Origin of the sequence: Yersinia sp. Marseille-Q5920 (genome assembly GCF_946902935.1) — a bacterium.
Taxonomy (GTDB): Bacteria; Pseudomonadota; Gammaproteobacteria; order Enterobacterales; family Enterobacteriaceae; genus Yersinia; species Yersinia rochesterensis.
Genome location: NZ_CAMPQA010000017.1, coordinates 21,711 through 39,796 on the forward strand (window position 1 = coordinate 21,711; position 18,086 = coordinate 39,796).

The following is an 18,086-nucleotide window of genomic DNA, read 5'->3' on the forward strand; positions in this document are numbered from 1 at the left end:
AGGATGATATTGCCGTTAACTCCCGATATTCGTTATTTGCATCAGTTAGCCTGGCGGCCAGCCCAATTTGCCCATCCATTGTGGTTGGCGGCGGCTGGCGTTAACACAGAAAGTTATTGTTATGGCCGCAGCCAATTGCTGGATACCGCGTTGAATGCGGAGCTAAATCGCTTGCGAAACTTTCCTCAACAGGCGCTGCCCGCCGTCTTGAGTCAGCAACAGCAATGTCAAATAGTGGCATCTGAGCGCTTGTCGGCCCGCTGTTTGGCGTTGGGATTGGTTCATTTACAGTGTGATGATTATCTGCGCTTTCGCAGTTACCGGCAGTCACTCTCGCCGCTATTAAGTGAGGACGATATTCAGCAACTTATGGGGATGGGGTATCGCGGCCACCTTCCTGCCAGATTAAATCCACAACAATTGCCCGCTGTTGCTTTGCGGTTGGGGCAGAGTCTTGCTCATGGTGCCCGCGGTGATGATGTGGTGTGGCGGGCAATGTCTATTTCGTTACCTCCGTTAACACGGGCGTTATCTTTGCCGCGGGCGCTATCCCTTTCGGTTGATCATTGGTTAACCCGGTTAGAGCGTTTGTTGTGAATCCTTTTCAGATTCGAGTGGAAAAATTTGATTTTTCACTGCCTCTTGGCGGTGTTATCCCAGCGGCTCAGTTACAGGAAATGGAACAGTGTCGCGATAGGGTGTCAGATGCTCACAGGCAAGCAGCAGACATAGTGCAAAGCGCGCAGGCCGAGAGTGCGCGGCTACTGGCCCAGGCGCAACAACAGGTGGATAAGCTGCTCGAACACACGCGGAGCCAACTGGAAATTGATGTGTTAGCGCAGCATGTCAGCTGGTTAGTGGCGGCAGAGCAACTGGAATCTGTACTGATTACACAGGCTCGGGAGCTTATTTTGGCGGCGATTGCGTCGGTGGTAACTGCTTGGGCCGGGGAGCAAGAGGCGAGCCAGATTCTCATCCACCGCTTGGGGGCGCAAGTCGAGAAAATGGCTCTCGACGATGCGCAGGTGTTGCATGGGCTGATGCTGCGTGTTCATCCCCAGCATTTTTCTGCCGTGGCCTCTGCTTTAGGGGCGCGAGTGCGGTGCATCGCAGATGAAAAAATGGCGTCAGATCAGGCGCAATTAAGCTCGCCGATGTTGCAAATCACACTTTCTCTTCAGCACCATTTATCGCAACTTCTTCAGTGGTTACAGGAATCACCAAAGCAGGAATTCATCTCATCAGGAGCCGAGCATGATAAATGCCCATAATGTGTCCGAAACCCTTGCTGTTCATGGTTCGTCACTCCATGGATCTGAGCTTCATGGCGAAATAACACCCGCGCACTCGATTATGGCGTTAGCCAGCATGGAATTGTTGGAGGTCAGACAAACTGCATTGGAAGAAACCATGGAAGAAATCGGGCTGAGTTTGGGATCCCGATTAAAAGATCAAAAATCTGTCGAAGCTGAGGAACGCAGCCAACGTCGCCAAGAGTTACTGGTGAAGTTAATCTCCCAGTTATCCGGTAGCGCTGATTCTCTGCTACCGCAGAATATCCGGCTGGATATGGATATTTCGTCACTTGCCAGCCAACTCCGCCACGGGGGGCTATCGGTAGGGCAGCAAATCTTGTTGCTGGCCGCGATGCTGGCCTACAGCAAAAATAATCCGTTACGCCGCCGCAGCTTATCGCAATTACTTGAACCGCTATTGGAAGAGGGCGGCTGGGAAATCGAGTTATTTGGTTTGTTCGAACTGGGCAGTCAGGAAAGCCAAGGGCTAGGTGCTATCAAGCAATTGTTCGCACAAAGTATTGAGCAAAATGAGTTGTCCGTTGCAGAGTGGTTTTCGCAGGTTAGCCGCTGGCCGCAGCGCCAGCAACGTGTGCGGGTATTAATGCGCGCGGTGGCATTTGATTTAGCTTCTCAACCGCCCCCTCAACGTGGTGAGCGTCTGGCCGCCACATTGTATCAACTTCGTCGTTTGCTGATGTTTTTAGGGCTGGAAGATCATTGCAATCACATGGGGAGGGCCTGTGGCGTGGCGGGGGATGTGATTCTGCATGAAGTGTTGGCGGTGGTGGGCCAGCCTTGGCTATTTAGCCGTTGGCTACAGCCCCGGATTGAAGTGATTACTGGGCCGGACACCAAGACACGCAATAGATTTATTCGCCGATTTTATGAGTTATTCAACCTTATGCCGGTTGATTGTTTTAATGATCAAGAGCAGCAGCAGCAGGTTTTGGCGGTATTGCTGGAGATGTGATTTTACAATTCAGGCGAATGCCCGATAGTGTGAGAATTGTTGGCTGTTTATTATTTCAATAATGTATATCAATGGGCTTCGGGTGATGGAAATGGATTTAGTCGCGACCCGTAACCTCCAGCTGTTCATCCAAATGGCGGAATTACCTTGCTCGGCAATCACCTCGTGCATGGAATGGCACATAGGGCCGCAGCGAATTTTCCTTGAGTGGCGCAATGCGCGGCTATTACTGACCACGGGCGTGCAACATCGGCATTATCACCATGAGGACTTATTGCTGCTACAGGAATGTTGGCAACTCGAACGTTTTAATGGGGTTCCTCAGCGCATTTACTTATTGAAAATGGGCATGATGGTCAGTTGCTCCCCTCCGGCGTCATCGGGAGCCGAGTGTTGGTATCAGCTTTATCAGCAACAGTGCGCTTTACTCCGCCGCTTGCCAGGAGAATACCGATGAGAGAATCGGCCCTGACACGCGGCCTGATGATGATCGCGGCGCGGCAGGATGTTTTCTTAGCGATCATGTTGCTGGTGGCGATCTTTATGATGATCTTGCCACTGCCCACCGTCATGGTGGATGTGCTGATTGCTGTTAACCTCGCGTTCTCCGTTATCCTGCTGATGATCTCAATTTATCTGCGCGATCCGCTCGAATTCTCGGTTTTCCCGTCGCTGCTACTTATCACCACACTTTATCGGCTGGCACTGACCATCAGCACCACGCGGCTGGTGTTGCTCCAGCACGATGCCGGTGAAATTGTCGAGGCATTCGGTCAGTTTGTGGTTGGGGGCAATCTGGCGGTGGGGTTGATCATTTTTACCATTATCACCGTGGTGCAGTTTATCGTGATTACCAAAGGCTCGGAGCGCGTCGCCGAAGTGAGCGCCCGCTTTTCACTCGACGGCATGCCGGGCAAGCAAATGAGCATTGATGGTGATATGCGAGCCGGGGTGATTGACTCCGCCGAAGCTGGGCGCTTGCGCGAGCGGGTGCAAAAAGAAAGCCGCCTGTTTGGTGCCATGGACGGGGCGATGAAGTTTGTTAAAGGGGACGCCATTGCCGGAATTATTGTCATTCTGGTGAATATTATTGGCGGCATCACTATTGGGGTGCTGCAACATAATATGTCGGCGGAACAGGCGATGACCACTTATGCGGTGTTATCCGTCGGCGATGGTTTATGTGCTCAAATCCCGTCATTACTGATTTCTATCACCGCCGGGATTATTGTTACCCGCGTTCCCGGCAGTGATAAACAGAGCTTGGCCAAAGACTTAGCCGTGCAGGTGGGGCGTCAACCCGATGCTTTGTGGCTGGCGGCAGCCATTTTGACCGTTTTTGCTCTATTACCGGGTTTCCCTTTCCTGATTTTTATCACTTTAGCCGCGCTGGTCGCCACCCCAGCATTTTTACTGTATCGGAAAAAGCAGCAGAGTGCCGGGGCCAGTGCCAGCGGCAAGAATATGCTTTCGTCGGCTAACACCATGACGCCTGGCGCGGTGCCGCTGATGTTGTATTGCGCCCCCAATTTACATTATCCCCATTTGGGGCGGGACATTGATGGCCTGCGCTGGCGCTGGTTTGAGCATCTTGGTGTGCCATTGCCCGAGGTAGTTATCCGCAGTTCTCCGACATTGGCCGAAAATGAGCTGTCAATTCGGGTTTATCAGGAGCAAGTGCTGAAATTGATTTTACCTGCCGATGACTTATTACTGCTCCAGCCCAGTGCGGCACTGGCGACTCGCAGCCAAACTCTGGGCATGAAAATGGGCGCTTTTGAGTGGTTGGCCGCTGAACAAGGGGGGCATGCCAGCACTTTGGGTCTCCCTTATGCGCAAGGGCATCAGCGCATTATTCATTGCTTAACTCGGGTACTTGAACGGCATACCGCCGAGTTTATCGGCGTGCAGGAAACCCGTTATCTGATGGATGCCATGGAAGCGCGTTACGGCGAGTTAGTCAAAGAACTACAGCGCCAAATGCCGGTCGGAAAAGTAGCAGAAATACTGCAACGGCTGGTGGAGGAGGATGTTTCGATCCGCGATTTGCGCACTATTTTTGGCGCGCTGGTGGCGTGGGCGCCCAAAGAGAAAGACATCGTGATGCTGACCGAATATGTCCGTATCGCCTTACGTCGCCATGTGTGTGCCCGATTTAGCAAAAACCAAGCTTGGCTGCCGGTATTGCGGTTGGGGGAAGGGGCTGAAAACCTGATCCGCGAGTCTATCCGCCAGACCTCGGCGGGAACCTATTCTGCTCTGGGAGATAAACACTCGCGGCTAATTCTCGACAAAATAAAAAGCGCATTTGCTGAAAACCCAGATGCGGTGCTACTGACCACCATTGATGTGCGGCGTTTTCTGCGCAAAATTGTTGAGCGGGATATTTTTGCGCTGCCGGTGCTTTCCTGGCAGGAATTGGGCGATGAAATGAATATTAAGGTGGCAAGCACCATCGAGCTTATCGGAGATGAGCTTGATGAAACCGCCTGATATCGCACGATTAAGCACCCAGTTGCAGCAACAATTGCGCTTACCGCCTTGCCCGCCAAGCGGCATGGTGTCTTGCGGGCCGATCTTGGATGTCGGCCCAACACTGTTACGCGCCCATTTACCCGGTGTGGCGCTGGGGGAATTATGCCAAATCGCCTCACCGGATAGGTTGGCTGAAGTGGTCGCCATTGAGCAGCAAACGGCATTGTTATCCCCGTTTTCCTCTTCCGTTGGCTTGCGATGTGGTCAATGGATTTCTCCACTGGGGTATGCGCACCGTGTCAGAGTTGGGGATGATTTGGTCGGGCGGGTATTGGACGGTTTGGGGGAGCCGATGGACGGTGGCTCGCCCCTGAGCGGACATTGGTGTGAATTGGATTGCCCGCCGCCAGACCCACTCACTCGCCAACCCGTCCAGCAAATATTGACCACCGGTATTCGCGCCATTGACGGCGTATTGAGCTGTGGCGAAGGGCAGCGAATGGGGATTTTTGCCGCCGCCGGAGTAGGGAAAAGCAGCTTATTGAGCATGTTATGTGGCGGCTGTTCGGCGGATATTACCGTGTTGGCGCTGATTGGTGAACGCGGCCGAGAAGTGCGGGAATTCCTCGAGCAAGTGCTCACGCCCCAAACTCGCGCCCGCACTGTGGTGGTGGTGGCCACTTCCGATCGCCCCGCGCTGGAGCGGCTAAAAGGTCTTTATACCGCCACCACAGTAGCCGAATATTTCCGTGAGCGCGGGTTGAAAGTGCTGTTAATGGCCGATTCGCTCACCCGCTACGCCAGGGCGGCGCGTGAAATTGGCTTGGCGGCGGGGGAACACCCGGTGATGGGCAGTTTCCCCGCCAGTGTTTTTGCGGCCCTGCCGCGGTTACTTGAGCGGGCGGGTAATAGCGAGCGCGGCAGTATCACGGCTTTTTACACCGTGCTGGTCGAGGGCGATGACATGAATGAGCCGGTGGCCGATGAGGTGCGCTCGCTGTTGGACGGGCACCTTGTTTTATCGCGACAACTGGCGGGGGCCGGGCATTATCCGGCCATTGATATTGCCGCCAGTGTCAGCCGTATCATGCCGCAAATTGTCAGTGCGGAGCATCGGGCATTGGCACAAAAACTGCGCCATCTACAGGCCCGCTATCAGGAAATCGAATTGCTGGTGCGAGTGGGTGAATATCAGGAAGGGCAAGATTTACAAGCCGATGAGTCGCTACAGCGCTACCCGGCTATTTGTGCTTTCTTGCAACAGGAGAATGCATTATTCGCGCGCGAAACCGACACCGCCGGGCTTACTCACACCTTGGCGCAGCTCGCGCAAGCACTGGGTTAAGCCATCCCACATTAGCGATTTTTCTGCGCTTACTGGCATTGCGCCAACACCAAGAGCGCCGATTGCGTCGCCAATTAATAAGTTTGCAGCAAGAAGAGCAACAACAAGAACAGCAATTGGCGCACTTCCATCAAACACGCCAAGGGCTATGTCAGCAATTACAAATACTTGCTCAATGGCGCGGTACGCTGAACCCGACCGAAGCGCGGGATCAAAGAGCTTTGCAGCACCAAACCTATCAGGGGGAGCGGCGGCTGCAAAAATCACTCGCTGAGCTAGCGGCTCGACGGCTGCAACAGCAAGCCGCCATTACAGCACAACTGGCGCTATTACGGACTAATCAGCGCGAGCAGGAAAAATTACGGATGTTAATCAAAGATGAGTCGAATCGATGTTGAAGGTGCAATACCGCCCCTCAGTGAGGGACACTTTAGCGGCGAACCGTCGCAAAATTTAGGTAATGAGAGACAAAAACAGCAATTTTCCCGCTATCTCCCTCTGCGTTCATCTTCCATGCAGGATATGGCCTATGCAATGGCGAACTCGGGTCATGAAAATGTGATGCAGACGGACTACCGCATCGTCAGTGGGGCACTGGCTGGCACTCGGGTTCATGTCAGTCTGGCGGCTCATGGTTTGGTTATTGTGCTCAGTCACGGCAACTGGGGTTTGGCCGAGCGCCTACAGCGCCTGCAATCTCGCTGGCAACAACAACTGCATCAATTGGGCTTCCCTTGCGTGTTGGAGGTGACCCATGATGGCGATATTGTCGGCTGAATTACGCCATATCAGTGCTGTGATTGGGCGTGGGCGTCATTCCAGCGGTGTTTGCGCCACATTGGCGCAGGTCGAGGGCGAGGGTGTTTACCTGCCACTTCACTATGCTGGCAAGTCGTGCGGTTGCTGGCTATCACAGATTTGTTGGAACCACTGGCTAGCAGCTTCATTGGCTACCGATAATCCCCATTTACTGGCGACTGAATTGGTCAGTGCCATGGCTATTTGGGCTGTCAGCCCCTTGTCTGCTGTGCTGCCCGAGTTGGCGATTGATGCCCCCGCGCCAGTGGCGATGACACTTCTGCCCCAATGGGCGGTGGTGTTGGCTTTCGAGCTGGAAGGCCAGTCACTCAGTGGCGTGTTGTTTGACTGGCCTTTGGCGGCGTTAGCTGAAACTTTGTCCGACTGGCACCAAGAGCGGGTTACCGAGCATGACCTCCAGTGGCAGGCGGAGCTAGTGGTGGGGTGGAGCCGATTATCACTGCATCAATTGCAACAAATCAGGCCGGGGGATGGGGTGCGAATCAACTGTGCCGCTGAATGGGAACAAGGGAATTGTTGGTTATGGCAAAGGGAATTACCGCAGATTCACATCAAACTGGAAGATGGAAACAGAATGACCATTCAACAAGTTAATGACGATATTGACGCCCTGCTCGTGCTGGATATTGCCGCGCTGCCGAAAATGCCACAGGCGGTGCAACTTGAGCAATTACCGCAAATACTGGTCATGGAAATTGGCCGCCTGACATTGCCGCTGAGTGACATCAAACAGTTAGATGTCGGGCAAACATTGGTTTGCCAAACCCACCTTTATGGTGAAGTGAATATCCGGCTACAGGGGCAGCCCGTCGGTAGTGGCAGTTTGTTGTGTTGTGATGGGCAGATGGTGGTGCGTATCGATCAGTGGTTTATCCGGCACACTTGATGCCGCAGCGGTGTTAGCGGCGCTCATGCACCCGAATCACTGACCTGAGTCAGCTCATCGGGATTTATTCACTGGCTGCCTTGCTGCAACACCAATTGTTGTGGATAACAATCGGCACACTTGATGCCGCAGCGGTGTTAGCGGCGCTCATGCACCCGAATCACTGACCTGAGTCAGCTCATCGGGATTTATTCACTGGCTGCCTTGCTGCAACACCAATTGTTGTGGATAACAATCGGCACACTTGATGCCGCAGCGACGTTTATTCAGGCCATGACCTGATAGGGGATCGCGGTGAATCGATAAATACTAGGGGCATTCTTCTTCACCCAACAGGCCGATTTTTGCGGAATAGATTATGGAGTTGCTGAATTCGTCCTCTCAATTAATTGTCCTGCTTTTTATCCTGTCATTGCTCCCCTTGTTGATGGTGATGGGGACATCATTTCTTAAGCTATCAATTGTTTTTTCATTGCTGCGTAATGCCCTGGGTGTCCAACAGGTGCCGCCCAATATTGCTATTTATGGTCTGGCGCTGGTGTTAACCATTTTTATTATGGCCCCGGTCGGGTTGGATGTGCATGCTCGCCTCCAGGATGAGCCGCTGCCCAATGATATTGGTGCTTTGCTGCATCATATTGATGAGCGTGCGCTGGGGCCTTACCGCGATTTTTTACAACGGAATACTGATGCGGAACAGATCAATTTCTTCAATGATATTGTCCAAACTAAGTGGCCGGAACGCTATCGCGACACCATCAAATCCCATTCATTACTGATATTAATGCCCGCTTTTACTCTTAGTCAGTTGACCGAGGCATTCAAAATCGGCTTGCTGCTTTACCTGCCCTTTGTGGCGATTGATTTAATTGTCTCCAACATTTTGCTGGCCATGGGGATGATGATGGTTTCGCCCATTACCATTTCACTCCCATTCAAGTTATTGATTTTTATACTTATAGATGGTTGGGGGCTACTGCTAGGGCAGTTAGTAGGGTCTTACTTGTGAATTTCCATCAAAGGAAGCAGCAATGAGCACGGCCATTGTGGTTCATCTGGCGACTCAATTGTTATGGATAGTTTTATTACTCTCGATGCCGGTGGTGGTCGTGGCGTCAGTGGTTGGATTAGTGGTTAGCTTGTTACAGGCGTTAACCCAAATACAGGACCAAACATTACAATTCTTGATTAAATTACTGGCTGTATCAGCCACGTTATTGATTACCTATCATTGGATGGGATCGACATTGCTGAATTATACCCAGCAGACCTTTTTGCAGATAACCAGTATGCGGTCTTGATATGCATGATGCTCTACATTGGATAGGGGCTTTGGGGCTGGCGATGATGCGCCCTTACGGTATGTTGCTGATATTACCTCTGTTTACCGCCCGCAGTTTGGGCAGTAGTTTATTGCGTAATAGTGTGGTTTTTGCCATCGCCCTGCCAGTCACTCCGCTGTTTTTTACCACCACATTACTGCATCAGGGTAACCTCACTGGGTGGTTCTGGTTGTTATGCATCGAGCTAATGATTGGGGTGATGATTGGTTTTGTCGCCGCATTGCCTTTTTGGGCGATTGATATGGCGGGCTTCCTGATTGACACCTTACGCGGTGCCACCATGTCGACATTATTTAACCCCAGCATGGGGATGGAGTCCTCCATTTTTGGGGTGTTATTTACACAAATATTGACCGTCCTATTTCTGATTTCAGGCGGGTTTAATCTGGTGCTGTTAGCACTTTATGGCTCCTATGAAATCTTGCCTGCGGGCAGTGGGATTCAGCCCTCATCGGCCATGCTGCAATTTTTGCAAAGTGAATGGCGGCTGATGTATGAACTCTGTCTAAGCTTTGCCTTACCGGCGATGTTGGTAATGGTTTTAGCGGATTTATCTTTAGGATTAATCAATCGCTCATCTCAACAACTGAATGTATTCTTCCTGGCCATGCCGATCAAAAGTGCCTTAGCCCTGCTGTTGTTACTGATCAGTCTGCCTTATGCATTGCATCACTATTTGGTCGGCATTAATCAAACCGAACAAAAAATAAGCACACTTATCCCGCTGATAAAAGGGGATAATAATGAGCGGTGAAAGCAGTGAAAAGAATGAAAAGCCCACAGCTAAACGGCTGAGAGAAGCTCGGGAAAAAGGGCAGGTGATTAAAAGTGTCGAGATAACCTCGGGGATACAGTTGGTGGTGCTGGTGGCTTATTTTTTGCTGGTGGGCGACAGCTTGCTCGAGCAAATCGGCGCTCTTATTCGCAGTTCAATCAAACAATTACAGCAACCCTTCACTTTCGCACTGGCGCGTATTGGGGCAGAGTGCATGGCGGTGGTTATCCACATTATGGGGATATTGGGCGGGGCACTGATCTTAATGACGATAATGGCCGGTATGGCGCAGGTCGGGCCGTTATTAGCGACTAAGGCGGTGGCGTTCAAAGGCGAACACATCAATCCCATCAATAATGCTAAACAGCTTTTTTCATTGCGTAGCCTGTTTGAGTTGACCAAATCATTACTGAAAGTGGGGGTGTTAACCCTAATTTTCGGCTATTTATTAGCGCGATATGCCAGCTCTTTTGGTTATCTGGCCTATTGTGGCAGTCACTGCGCTATTCCAGTATTTGGCACATTAATGAGTTGGCTATTAGGTGCATTGATTGCCTGTTATGGCGTTTTTTCTCTGCTGGATTATAGTTTTCAACGCTATAACACCCTGAAACAACTGAAAATGTCTCATGAAGAGGTCAAGCGAGAATACAAAGACAGCGATGGGGATCCGCATATTAAGCAAAAACGGCGGCAGTTGCAGCAAGAGGTGCAAAGCGGCAGTTTTGCTAAAAATGTTCAGCGCTCCACGGCGGTGGTGCGTAATCCCACCCATTTTGCGGTGTGTCTATTTTATCACCCTGATGATGCCCCGCTTCCGGTCGTGATTGAAAAAGGTAAAGACGAACGAGCGGCATTGATTATCAAATTAGCGCAACAGCAAGGAATTCCTATTGTGGAAAATATTGCGCTGGCACGGGCATTGCACCGCGATGTGGTGTGTGGCGATACCATTCCCGAACCCTTATTTGAGCCGGTGGCGGCTATCTTGCGCTTGGCTTTGTCCCTGGATTATCAATCCTCGGATGAAGATGACCCACTTTGATTCGAAATACTTATCCCTTGCCCAATACTCCCCTTTGAGCAGGATAACTTCTGGTTAACATCTAATTTTCAATACGTCATATCTCCCTTAACCAAATAATTGGCTTATTATAGATAGGTCTATTTCCTCGTCACGGCATATGACCCTCATTTTGTCGGCGACAACACGTATTTTGGAGGTGTCAGTGTGAGCTGGCAGATGTTTAAATCTCAATATTTGGTGCGCTTCTGGGCCCCACTGCCGGCAGTAATCGCCGCAGGTATTTTATCGACTTATTACTTTGGTTTGACGGGCACTTTTTGGGCGGTGACAGGCGAATTCACGCGCTGGGGCGGCCATCTGATGCAACTGTTTGGCGCGCATCCGCAAGAGTGGGGTTATTTTAAAGTTATCGGATTGGAAGGGACGCCATTAGATCGCATCGACGGCATGATGATCATCGGCATGTTTGCCGGATGTATCGCCGCTGCACTGTGGGCTAACAATGTGAAATTGCGAAAGCCCCAGCATAATATTCGCATTGCTCAAGCGCTGGTGGGCGGCATTATCGCCGGTTTTGGTGCGCGCTTAGCAATGGGCTGTAATCTGGCGGCTTTCTTTACCGGCATTCCACAGTTTTCACTGCACGCCTGGTTCTTCGCGCTCGCGACGGCAGCAGGCTCCTATTTTGGTGCCAAATTCACTTTGTTGCCGCTGTTTCGTATTCCGGTGAAATTGCAAAAAATGACATCAGCCTCGCCGCTGACTCAGCATCCCGCCAGGGCTGCACGACGTTTTCGTCTCGGCATGGTGGTGTTTGTTCTGGCGTTGGGCTGGTCATTGATTGAGCTATTCCGCCACCCGAAACTGGGCATCGCCATGCTATGTGGCATTGGTTTTGGCTTGCTGATTGAACGGGCGCAGATTTGCTTTACCTCGGCATTCCGTGATCTGTGGATCACCGGGCGCACTCACATGGCGAAGGCGATTATTCTGGGGATGGCGGTCAGTGCTATTGGGATATTCAGTTATGTCCAACTGGGGGTTGCGCCCAAGATTTTGTGGGCAGGGCCAAATGCGGTGATCGGAGGGTTACTGTTTGGTTTTGGTATCGTGCTCGCCGGTGGTTGTGAAACGGGCTGGATGTATCGCGCGGTAGAAGGGCAAATTCACTATTGGTGGGTGGGGCTGGGGAATATTATTGGCGCGACTATTTTGGCGTATTATTGGGACGATTTTGCCCCAGCATTGGCAACCAATTATGACAAAGTTAACCTGCTGGAAACTTTCGGGCCGATCGGCGGATTGCTGGTGACTTACCTGATGTTAGCCATCGCGTTTGCCGCCATGCTGTGGTGGGAAAAACGCTTCTTCCGCCAACAGAAAGCTGCCGCATCCACTTTGGTTAAGGAGCCATCATGAGCCACTCTTCATCAGTTGATAATTTAGCCATTGATAGTTCAGCAATCCCAACCGCTATCGTGCCGGATTACCGGTTGGATATGGTGGGCGAACCCTGCCCATACCCGGCGGTCGCGACGCTCGAAGCTATGCCGCAACTGAAACCGGGTGAAATTCTGGAAGTGATCAGCGACTGCCCACAATCCATTAATAATATTCCGTTAGATGCCCGAAATTACGGCTATACAGTATTGGATATTCAGCAAGATGGCCCGACCATCCGCTATTTGATCCAGCGCTGAAGTGGGCGTAAGTAAAAACAGTGCGTTAGCTGCTTAATGGTTAGGGCGCAATCCGAAAGTATTTAGTCTCAGCCCGGCGAAATAAGTCATTCAGGGGCCATAAGTTTTATCGTATTGATATTGCTTATGGCCCACTCTCTATTAATTATCCGGTTAATTCGCGGTCGGTATGCTTTTGGTCGGCGCTGCCATTGCCAGAGACACCCCTGAGGCCCGCAGCCGTTTTAATATGCTGAATAACAACTCACTTTTGGTGTTACTGACCATTCGTGGGCTGGGGACTAAACCGGTGACACTGAGCACAATGCCATCTGGGCTTAACTGGCTAAATTTCACTGATGGGGCCGGGGTGTCGAGTATCGATTCGTGTTCTTCATACGCCTCTATCAACAGCGCTTGCGCCAGTTCAATATCTAAATCTAGCGGGAATGTCAGGGCAATGGTCACCACCCCTTGCGCATTAGCCATAGTCGCATTGCGGACATTCTGCGAAATCAATTGAGAGTTGGGCACGATAACCGTCGAGCGGTCACTGAGTTGGATTTCTGTGGCACGGACATTGATGCGCCGAATATCCCCCTCAACCCCACTAATACTGATTAAATCTCCCACTTTGACCGGCCGTTCGGTGAGCAGAATAATGCCGGAAATAAAGTTTTTCACAATCTCCTGCAAGCCAAAGCCGATACCGACTGATAATGCACTGACAATCCAGGCTAATTTATTCCACTGAATACCGAGCACCGATAAGGTCAGCAGTATCACCAGCACATAACCGATATTACTGAACAGGGTGATTGCCGAGGTTTTTATACCGGAATCCATTTGAGTTTTCGGCAGGAATTCAGTACTTAGCCAACGCCGTGCTGCTTTGAGCACATATAACCCAACCAGCAAACAAATAACCGCATTAAGCAAATTGGTTGGCACGATATTAAGTTTTTCCAACCCCTCGCCACCCAAGAGCTCCATAGTCTTTTGTAGCAGTGAAACCGGGGTTGTCGAGCCAAAAGTGCCATTAAACAGCGCGATAATAGCCAGTAATATCAGCGTCACTTTGCTGGTCGCTGATAATAATGTTGCCGCTTGCGCCAAATGGCGATCGTCAATATTGAGCGACTGCTTAATCGCTTTGCCGGCACTGCTGGTGGGGGAAAAGAGACTTTCTGCTAAATCGACACAAAGATGGGTCAGTAAATATAAACAGGCCAGCACCAGGCAAACCCATACCAGTTTGTAACTTAAAAATTTCGCCAGTGCGATATATCCCACCAACAATGACAATAATATGGCTACTGCAGTAATGCCGATGGCCAAGTGAATTAATCCGGCCAGAGTGGAATAAGCTTCCGGCTTTTCACCATTGACTATCAGCTGGCGGCGTATTCGGTTGGCGCGTAATGGGATAATCGCGGCAGTCAGCGCCATCAGCAGGGCCGAGATACCATTGCCAAAAATTGTCCCTGATACGCTGATATTGATCATGTTATTCATCTGATCAATAGCACCAAAAATCATGATGCAACTGGCTAATAACGGAGGAAACAGCTTGAGAGACGCGGCGACTTCATCGGCAATGGCGGGTAGCCGCCATGAGGGACGCTGATTGGATAAAAACGCGCGGCCAAGACCCGCGACCAACGCGGAGAAAAACATCAGTTGAACAAATGCCAGTGCAAAATTCATCACCAGCGGTGAGACATCCGGCGTGCGGGTGAATACCTGGGTGATACATTGCGCTATCGTGACGGTAATCAGCACCGTGTATAAAGTGGTGGCTGAGGCCATAAAACTGCGGCGTAGTGGGCCTTGGGGCAAGCACTTGGCACAAAACCAGGCCGTCAGTTTGTCGAGGAGCTTAAAGCCAAATGCGCCGATCAACAGGGTCAGCAACAGGTACATTACCGTGCCCGTGCGCCATTCCGGCTCCCAAGCAGCATGCCAGGCATCCGCCAGTTCTTGCACAAAACCTTTCAACCGCTGGTCATCGTCGGCATTGGGATTGACGATAGGCGCCCAGAATTTAGCCCCTAAGATGCTGCCGGAATTTAAGGCAATTTGTGATTTCAGCGCAGTTCGCCGTAACGCAACAATCTGTGCAGCCAAGTTCTCTGCGTTGACTTTGATGGCCTGAGCTTGATCATTCTGGCCCTCTAACTGGACTTTTCGGGTGTTTAGCGCACGGCGTTGTTGAGCGACTATCGGAGTTTCAGCCAGTGTTCCTGCGGCTGGCGGTGGGCCTAAAACATCCAACTGTGTTTGCAGTTGTTCCCGCTTGGGCTTCAAATCGGCTAGCAGAATGTCGACATCCTGAACCAGTGTCAATGCTGTTTCATTCAGCGTACTTAACTGATTGTCCGATGTACTGACTGACACACTCTGTTTGAGTTTATCTAACTGTTTTTGCAAGCTAATTAATTGAACTGATACCGCAGGTTTTACCGGTTCCTCACTGCCTTCCGTTGTAGTGTCTGATACTGTCGCCGCAAAGGTTATAGTTGAAGTCGCGATAAGTGACGCGCAAAAAAGTGTGAATAACAGACAGAGTAGGGGGTTATATCGATGTAAAACAAAGTACCCATTCTTTTTCATAAAACCGGTCAGCCCGAAAGTGAGTGTCACAATGAACCCATTTATTAATGCAGTGGTGCCTGCTTGACAGTTATTGTGACACACCTTGCGAGTTACTGAATAATCTTACTCCGATAATTACTCACCTAAACCAATCATTAAAGATAATAATTATCATTGTAATTAGCACTCTCATTTAATAAATTGTGCGCTGCATTTATGGATTCACGATATGTGGCGGCTAGGCAAGGGGTTCGCCAGGTGAAAATAGCAATGGAAGCTGATAAATAACCATCTATTTTATCTGGGGAAGATAACTATGTTTTCGGCTTTTATAATAAAGCGTTCTGCTATTTTATGTTCATTGGCTATTTTTATTCCATTAGCCGTTATTGCTGACGATACGATAGAAGTGACGGCTAAAGCAGGCCACGAAGCCGATTTACCCACCTTGGGTTACACCGCAAAAACCACTAAGGGGGCAACTAAAACCGATCAGCCGTTAATTCTTACCGCACAAACGGTATCTGTAGTTACCCGCCAACAAATGGATGATCAAAATGTTGCCACGCTGAACCAGGCGCTGAATTATACCCCAGGTGTTTTCACCGGTTTTTCCGGCGGCGCAACCCGCTATGACACTATTGCCTTGCGGGGTTTCCATGGCGGCGATGTGAATAATACCTTTCTCGATGGCCTGCGTTTACTCAGTGATGGCGGCAGTTTTAACGTGTTGCAGATTGACCCGTGGTTCCTTGAGCGTGTTGATGTTATCAAAGGCCCCTCTTCTGCATTATATGGTCAGAGCATTCCCGGCGGTGTGGTGATGATGACTTCTAAGCGCCCGCAGTTTACCTCGGAAGGTCATTTCCGCCTGACGGGCGGTAATAACAATACGCAAGTTGCGGCATTTGATTATACCGATGCAATATCCGAGCATTGGGCGTTTCGCCTGACCGGGATAACCCGCAACAGTGACACCATGTATGACCATCAGCGCGAAGAGCGCTATGCGATCGCGCCGTCATTATTGTGGCAGCCAGATGAAAATACTTCATTGTTACTGCGCGCCAATTTGCAAAAAGACCCTTCCGGTGGCTATCACAGTGCCGTGCCGGCGGATGGCAGCATTTATGGGCGGAAACTAAGCCGTGGTTTCTTTGATGGCGAAAGCAATCACAACGTGTTTAAGCGCTGGCAGCAAATCTATAGCACTGAATTTTCACATAAATTTGATAATGTTTGGTCTTTCCACCAAAACGCCAGCTATACCCATTCTAATTCTCAACTAGAGCAGGTTTATCAAGGGGGATGGAGTAAAGTTGACCCTAGCGTGATGAACCGCTATTACTCCGGTGAAGAGTCTTCACTCAATGCATTTGCGGTAGATAACCAACTGGCAGCGGATTTTGCCACTGCGGCAGTGGAACACAAGGTGATGCTGGGGCTGGATTTCCAGAAGTTCCGCAATAATCTGCGCAGTGACAGTGCTTATGCCACCACATTGAACCCTTACACCGGTGTTTCTGGCGGCAGTACCTTGTATCGTGATGACTTATTGACCACTCCCGGCATTAATTCATCCTATTTAAATCGCCGCTATGAACAGAGTGGGGTTTATCTGCAAGATGAAATGACGTTGGATAACTGGCATTTGAACTTATCTGGCCGTTATGACCGGATGAAAACAGAAAATATTGATAAGACTGCCAACAGTACCGATGAGCGCACGGATAATCACGCCAGCGGACGTGCTTCATTATTGTATGGTTTTGATAGTGGTATTTCGCCGTATGTGAGTTACAGCCAAGCGGTCACACCAAGTTTATTCCCAGATGCACAGCAAAAACTGTTGAAACCGATGACCAGCGAGCAGTATGAAGTGGGGATTAAATATCAGCCGCCGGGCAGCTCTTCACTCTATTCCGCCGCTTTATATGACCTGACCCAAAATGATGTGGCAAACCGCGCAGTACCGGCCGCTTATTATGTGCCAGCCGGTAAAGTGAATTCACAGGGGCTGGAGCTGGAGGCCAGAAGCCGGATTAATGATCGGCTAAGTGTGATTGCGGGCTATACCTATAACCGAGTGAAATTCAAAGATGCAATTGATGGTAATGATGGCAATACACCAGTATTAGCGCCGTCCAATATGGCATCACTGTGGGCGCAGTATGAAGCGGGTTATGGCATCAATGTGGGTGCGGGCATCCGTTACATTGGCAAGCAGTGGGCTGATGATGCCAATACCTTGCGCGTCCCTTCTTATACACTGGGTGACGCCTCGGTTCGTGCGGATTTAGGAACATGGGCAACTTCATTGAAAGGCGCATTTGTTCAATTGAATGTGAATAATATCGCAGACAAAAAATATGTCGCCGCCTGTTACAACACTTCTTATTGCTACTGGGGCGCAGAGCGTTCAGTACAAGCAACAGTGGGCTACGACTTCTAACAAGCTCAATATATTCATCATAAAGCCCGCAATTTCTGCGGGCTAATGATGACATTCTATTTTCTCAGCGCCAAAACGGGCGGCTGTAATCTCGCTTAATATCCTCTCGGCTCAGGCCAATATCTTTTAATTGATCGGAATTCAATCTCGCCATGAGATTGGCAGTTTTGCGCTGTTCATTCCATTGATGTACATATCTGTATGCTTTCAGCCATAACCGAATAAAAATATTAGGGCGGTTTTGGATGGCTCGTGCAGTTGACGAGCAGCATCCATCTGTTTGATCTTCAATTATATTATTCATTATCGACTCCCCGTCAGTAGGTGAGTCACTAGCATGAAACTTTGGCGCAAAACATTACAGATGCAAATAAGGACTATTATTTCCATACAGATATGCGATATATGAACTGAATGGTGTT

At 50.2% G+C, this 18,086-nt stretch carries 18 protein-coding genes; 16 read left to right on the forward strand and 2 right to left on the reverse strand.

The window, feature by feature from the left end; all coding sequences use genetic code 11:
- Positions 1–3: 3 nt before the first annotated feature.
- The 15 genes from OVO64_RS18815 (at position 4) to yedF (ending at position 12,638) form a co-directional block, all read left to right on the forward strand.
- Positions 4–597, forward strand: a complete 594-nt coding sequence (locus tag OVO64_RS18815) for a type III secretion system domain-containing protein (RefSeq protein WP_038637047.1) — start codon at positions 4–6, stop codon at positions 595–597.
- Entirely contained in the window at positions 594–1,271 is a 678-nt protein-coding gene (gene sctL / locus OVO64_RS18820; protein ID WP_042562533.1) for a type III secretion system stator protein SctL, read from the forward strand. Before OVO64_RS18815 ends, sctL begins: the two co-directional genes overlap by 4 nt.
- Positions 1,255–2,268 (forward strand): TyeA family type III secretion system gatekeeper subunit, encoded by a 1,014-nt coding sequence (locus tag OVO64_RS18825; protein ID WP_038637045.1) that lies wholly within the window; start codon positions 1,255–1,257, stop codon positions 2,266–2,268. The genes sctL and OVO64_RS18825 overlap by 17 nt, the downstream gene beginning before the upstream one ends.
- Before the next feature lie 85 nt (positions 2,269–2,353).
- The gene (locus OVO64_RS18830; RefSeq protein WP_038637043.1) at positions 2,354–2,725 is read left to right on the forward strand and encodes a type III secretion system protein; all 372 of its coding nucleotides are present in this window, start codon (positions 2,354–2,356) and stop codon (positions 2,723–2,725) included.
- Positions 2,722–4,761 carry an EscV/YscV/HrcV family type III secretion system export apparatus protein gene (locus OVO64_RS18835; protein WP_038637041.1) on the forward strand — a complete coding sequence of 680 codons (2,040 nt, stop codon included), beginning with the start codon at positions 2,722–2,724 and terminating at the stop codon, positions 4,759–4,761. The genes OVO64_RS18830 and OVO64_RS18835 overlap by 4 nt, the downstream gene beginning before the upstream one ends.
- Positions 4,748–6,088, forward strand: a complete 1,341-nt coding sequence (locus OVO64_RS18840) for an EscN/YscN/HrcN family type III secretion system ATPase (protein WP_038637040.1) — start codon at positions 4,748–4,750, stop codon at positions 6,086–6,088. Before OVO64_RS18835 ends, OVO64_RS18840 begins: the two co-directional genes overlap by 14 nt.
- Before the next feature lie 23 nt (positions 6,089–6,111).
- Complete coding sequence (locus OVO64_RS18845) at positions 6,112–6,486, forward strand: hypothetical protein (protein WP_042562661.1); 375 nt, start codon at positions 6,112–6,114, stop codon at positions 6,484–6,486.
- Positions 6,467–6,865, forward strand: a complete 399-nt coding sequence (locus OVO64_RS18850) for a hypothetical protein (RefSeq protein ID WP_038637039.1) — start codon at positions 6,467–6,469, stop codon at positions 6,863–6,865. Before OVO64_RS18845 ends, OVO64_RS18850 begins: the two co-directional genes overlap by 20 nt.
- Positions 6,843–7,793 (forward strand): YscQ/HrcQ family type III secretion apparatus protein, encoded by a 951-nt coding sequence (locus OVO64_RS18855; protein ID WP_267248944.1) that lies wholly within the window; start codon positions 6,843–6,845, stop codon positions 7,791–7,793. Before OVO64_RS18850 ends, OVO64_RS18855 begins: the two co-directional genes overlap by 23 nt.
- A gap of 358 nt (positions 7,794–8,151) precedes the next feature.
- Positions 8,152–8,802, forward strand: coding sequence for a type III secretion system export apparatus subunit SctR (gene sctR, locus OVO64_RS18860; protein WP_038637034.1), 651 nt, complete (start codon positions 8,152–8,154; stop codon positions 8,800–8,802).
- A gap of 22 nt (positions 8,803–8,824) precedes the next feature.
- Positions 8,825–9,094 (forward strand): EscS/YscS/HrcS family type III secretion system export apparatus protein, encoded by a 270-nt coding sequence (locus tag OVO64_RS18865; protein WP_004391785.1) that lies wholly within the window; start codon positions 8,825–8,827, stop codon positions 9,092–9,094.
- Position 9,095: 1 nt separating this feature from the next.
- On the forward strand, positions 9,096–9,890 hold the full coding sequence (locus OVO64_RS18870) for an EscT/YscT/HrcT family type III secretion system export apparatus protein (RefSeq protein WP_038637032.1): 795 nt from the start codon (positions 9,096–9,098) through the stop codon (positions 9,888–9,890).
- Positions 9,880–10,956: an EscU/YscU/HrcU family type III secretion system export apparatus switch protein gene (locus tag OVO64_RS18875; protein ID WP_038637030.1), complete on the forward strand. Its 1,077-nt coding sequence runs from the start codon at positions 9,880–9,882 to the stop codon at positions 10,954–10,956. Before OVO64_RS18870 ends, OVO64_RS18875 begins: the two co-directional genes overlap by 11 nt.
- Before the next feature lie 186 nt (positions 10,957–11,142).
- On the forward strand, positions 11,143–12,357 hold the full coding sequence (gene yedE / locus OVO64_RS18880; protein ID WP_145586072.1) for a selenium metabolism membrane protein YedE/FdhT: 1,215 nt from the start codon (positions 11,143–11,145) through the stop codon (positions 12,355–12,357).
- Positions 12,354–12,638: a sulfurtransferase-like selenium metabolism protein YedF gene (gene yedF, locus OVO64_RS18885; protein ID WP_042562535.1), complete on the forward strand. Its 285-nt coding sequence runs from the start codon at positions 12,354–12,356 to the stop codon at positions 12,636–12,638. Before yedE ends, yedF begins: the two co-directional genes overlap by 4 nt.
- 153 nt (positions 12,639–12,791) lie before the next feature.
- On the opposite strand, the gene OVO64_RS18890 is transcribed toward yedF, so the two are convergent.
- Entirely contained in the window at positions 12,792–15,260 is a 2,469-nt protein-coding gene (locus OVO64_RS18890) for a DUF3772 domain-containing protein (protein WP_162472778.1), read from the reverse strand.
- Positions 15,261–15,528: 268 nt separating this feature from the next.
- Here OVO64_RS18890 and OVO64_RS18895 point away from each other — a divergent pair, with 268 nt between their 5' ends.
- Complete coding sequence (locus tag OVO64_RS18895; RefSeq protein WP_145509463.1) at positions 15,529–17,664, forward strand: TonB-dependent siderophore receptor; 2,136 nt, start codon at positions 15,529–15,531, stop codon at positions 17,662–17,664.
- 64 nt (positions 17,665–17,728) lie between these two features.
- On the opposite strand, the gene OVO64_RS18900 is transcribed toward OVO64_RS18895, so the two are convergent.
- A complete protein-coding gene (locus OVO64_RS18900) occupies positions 17,729–17,968 on the reverse strand; it encodes a DUF1127 domain-containing protein (protein WP_038637025.1) in 240 nt (79 codons plus the stop codon).
- Between the last annotated feature and the right edge of the window lie 118 nt (positions 17,969–18,086).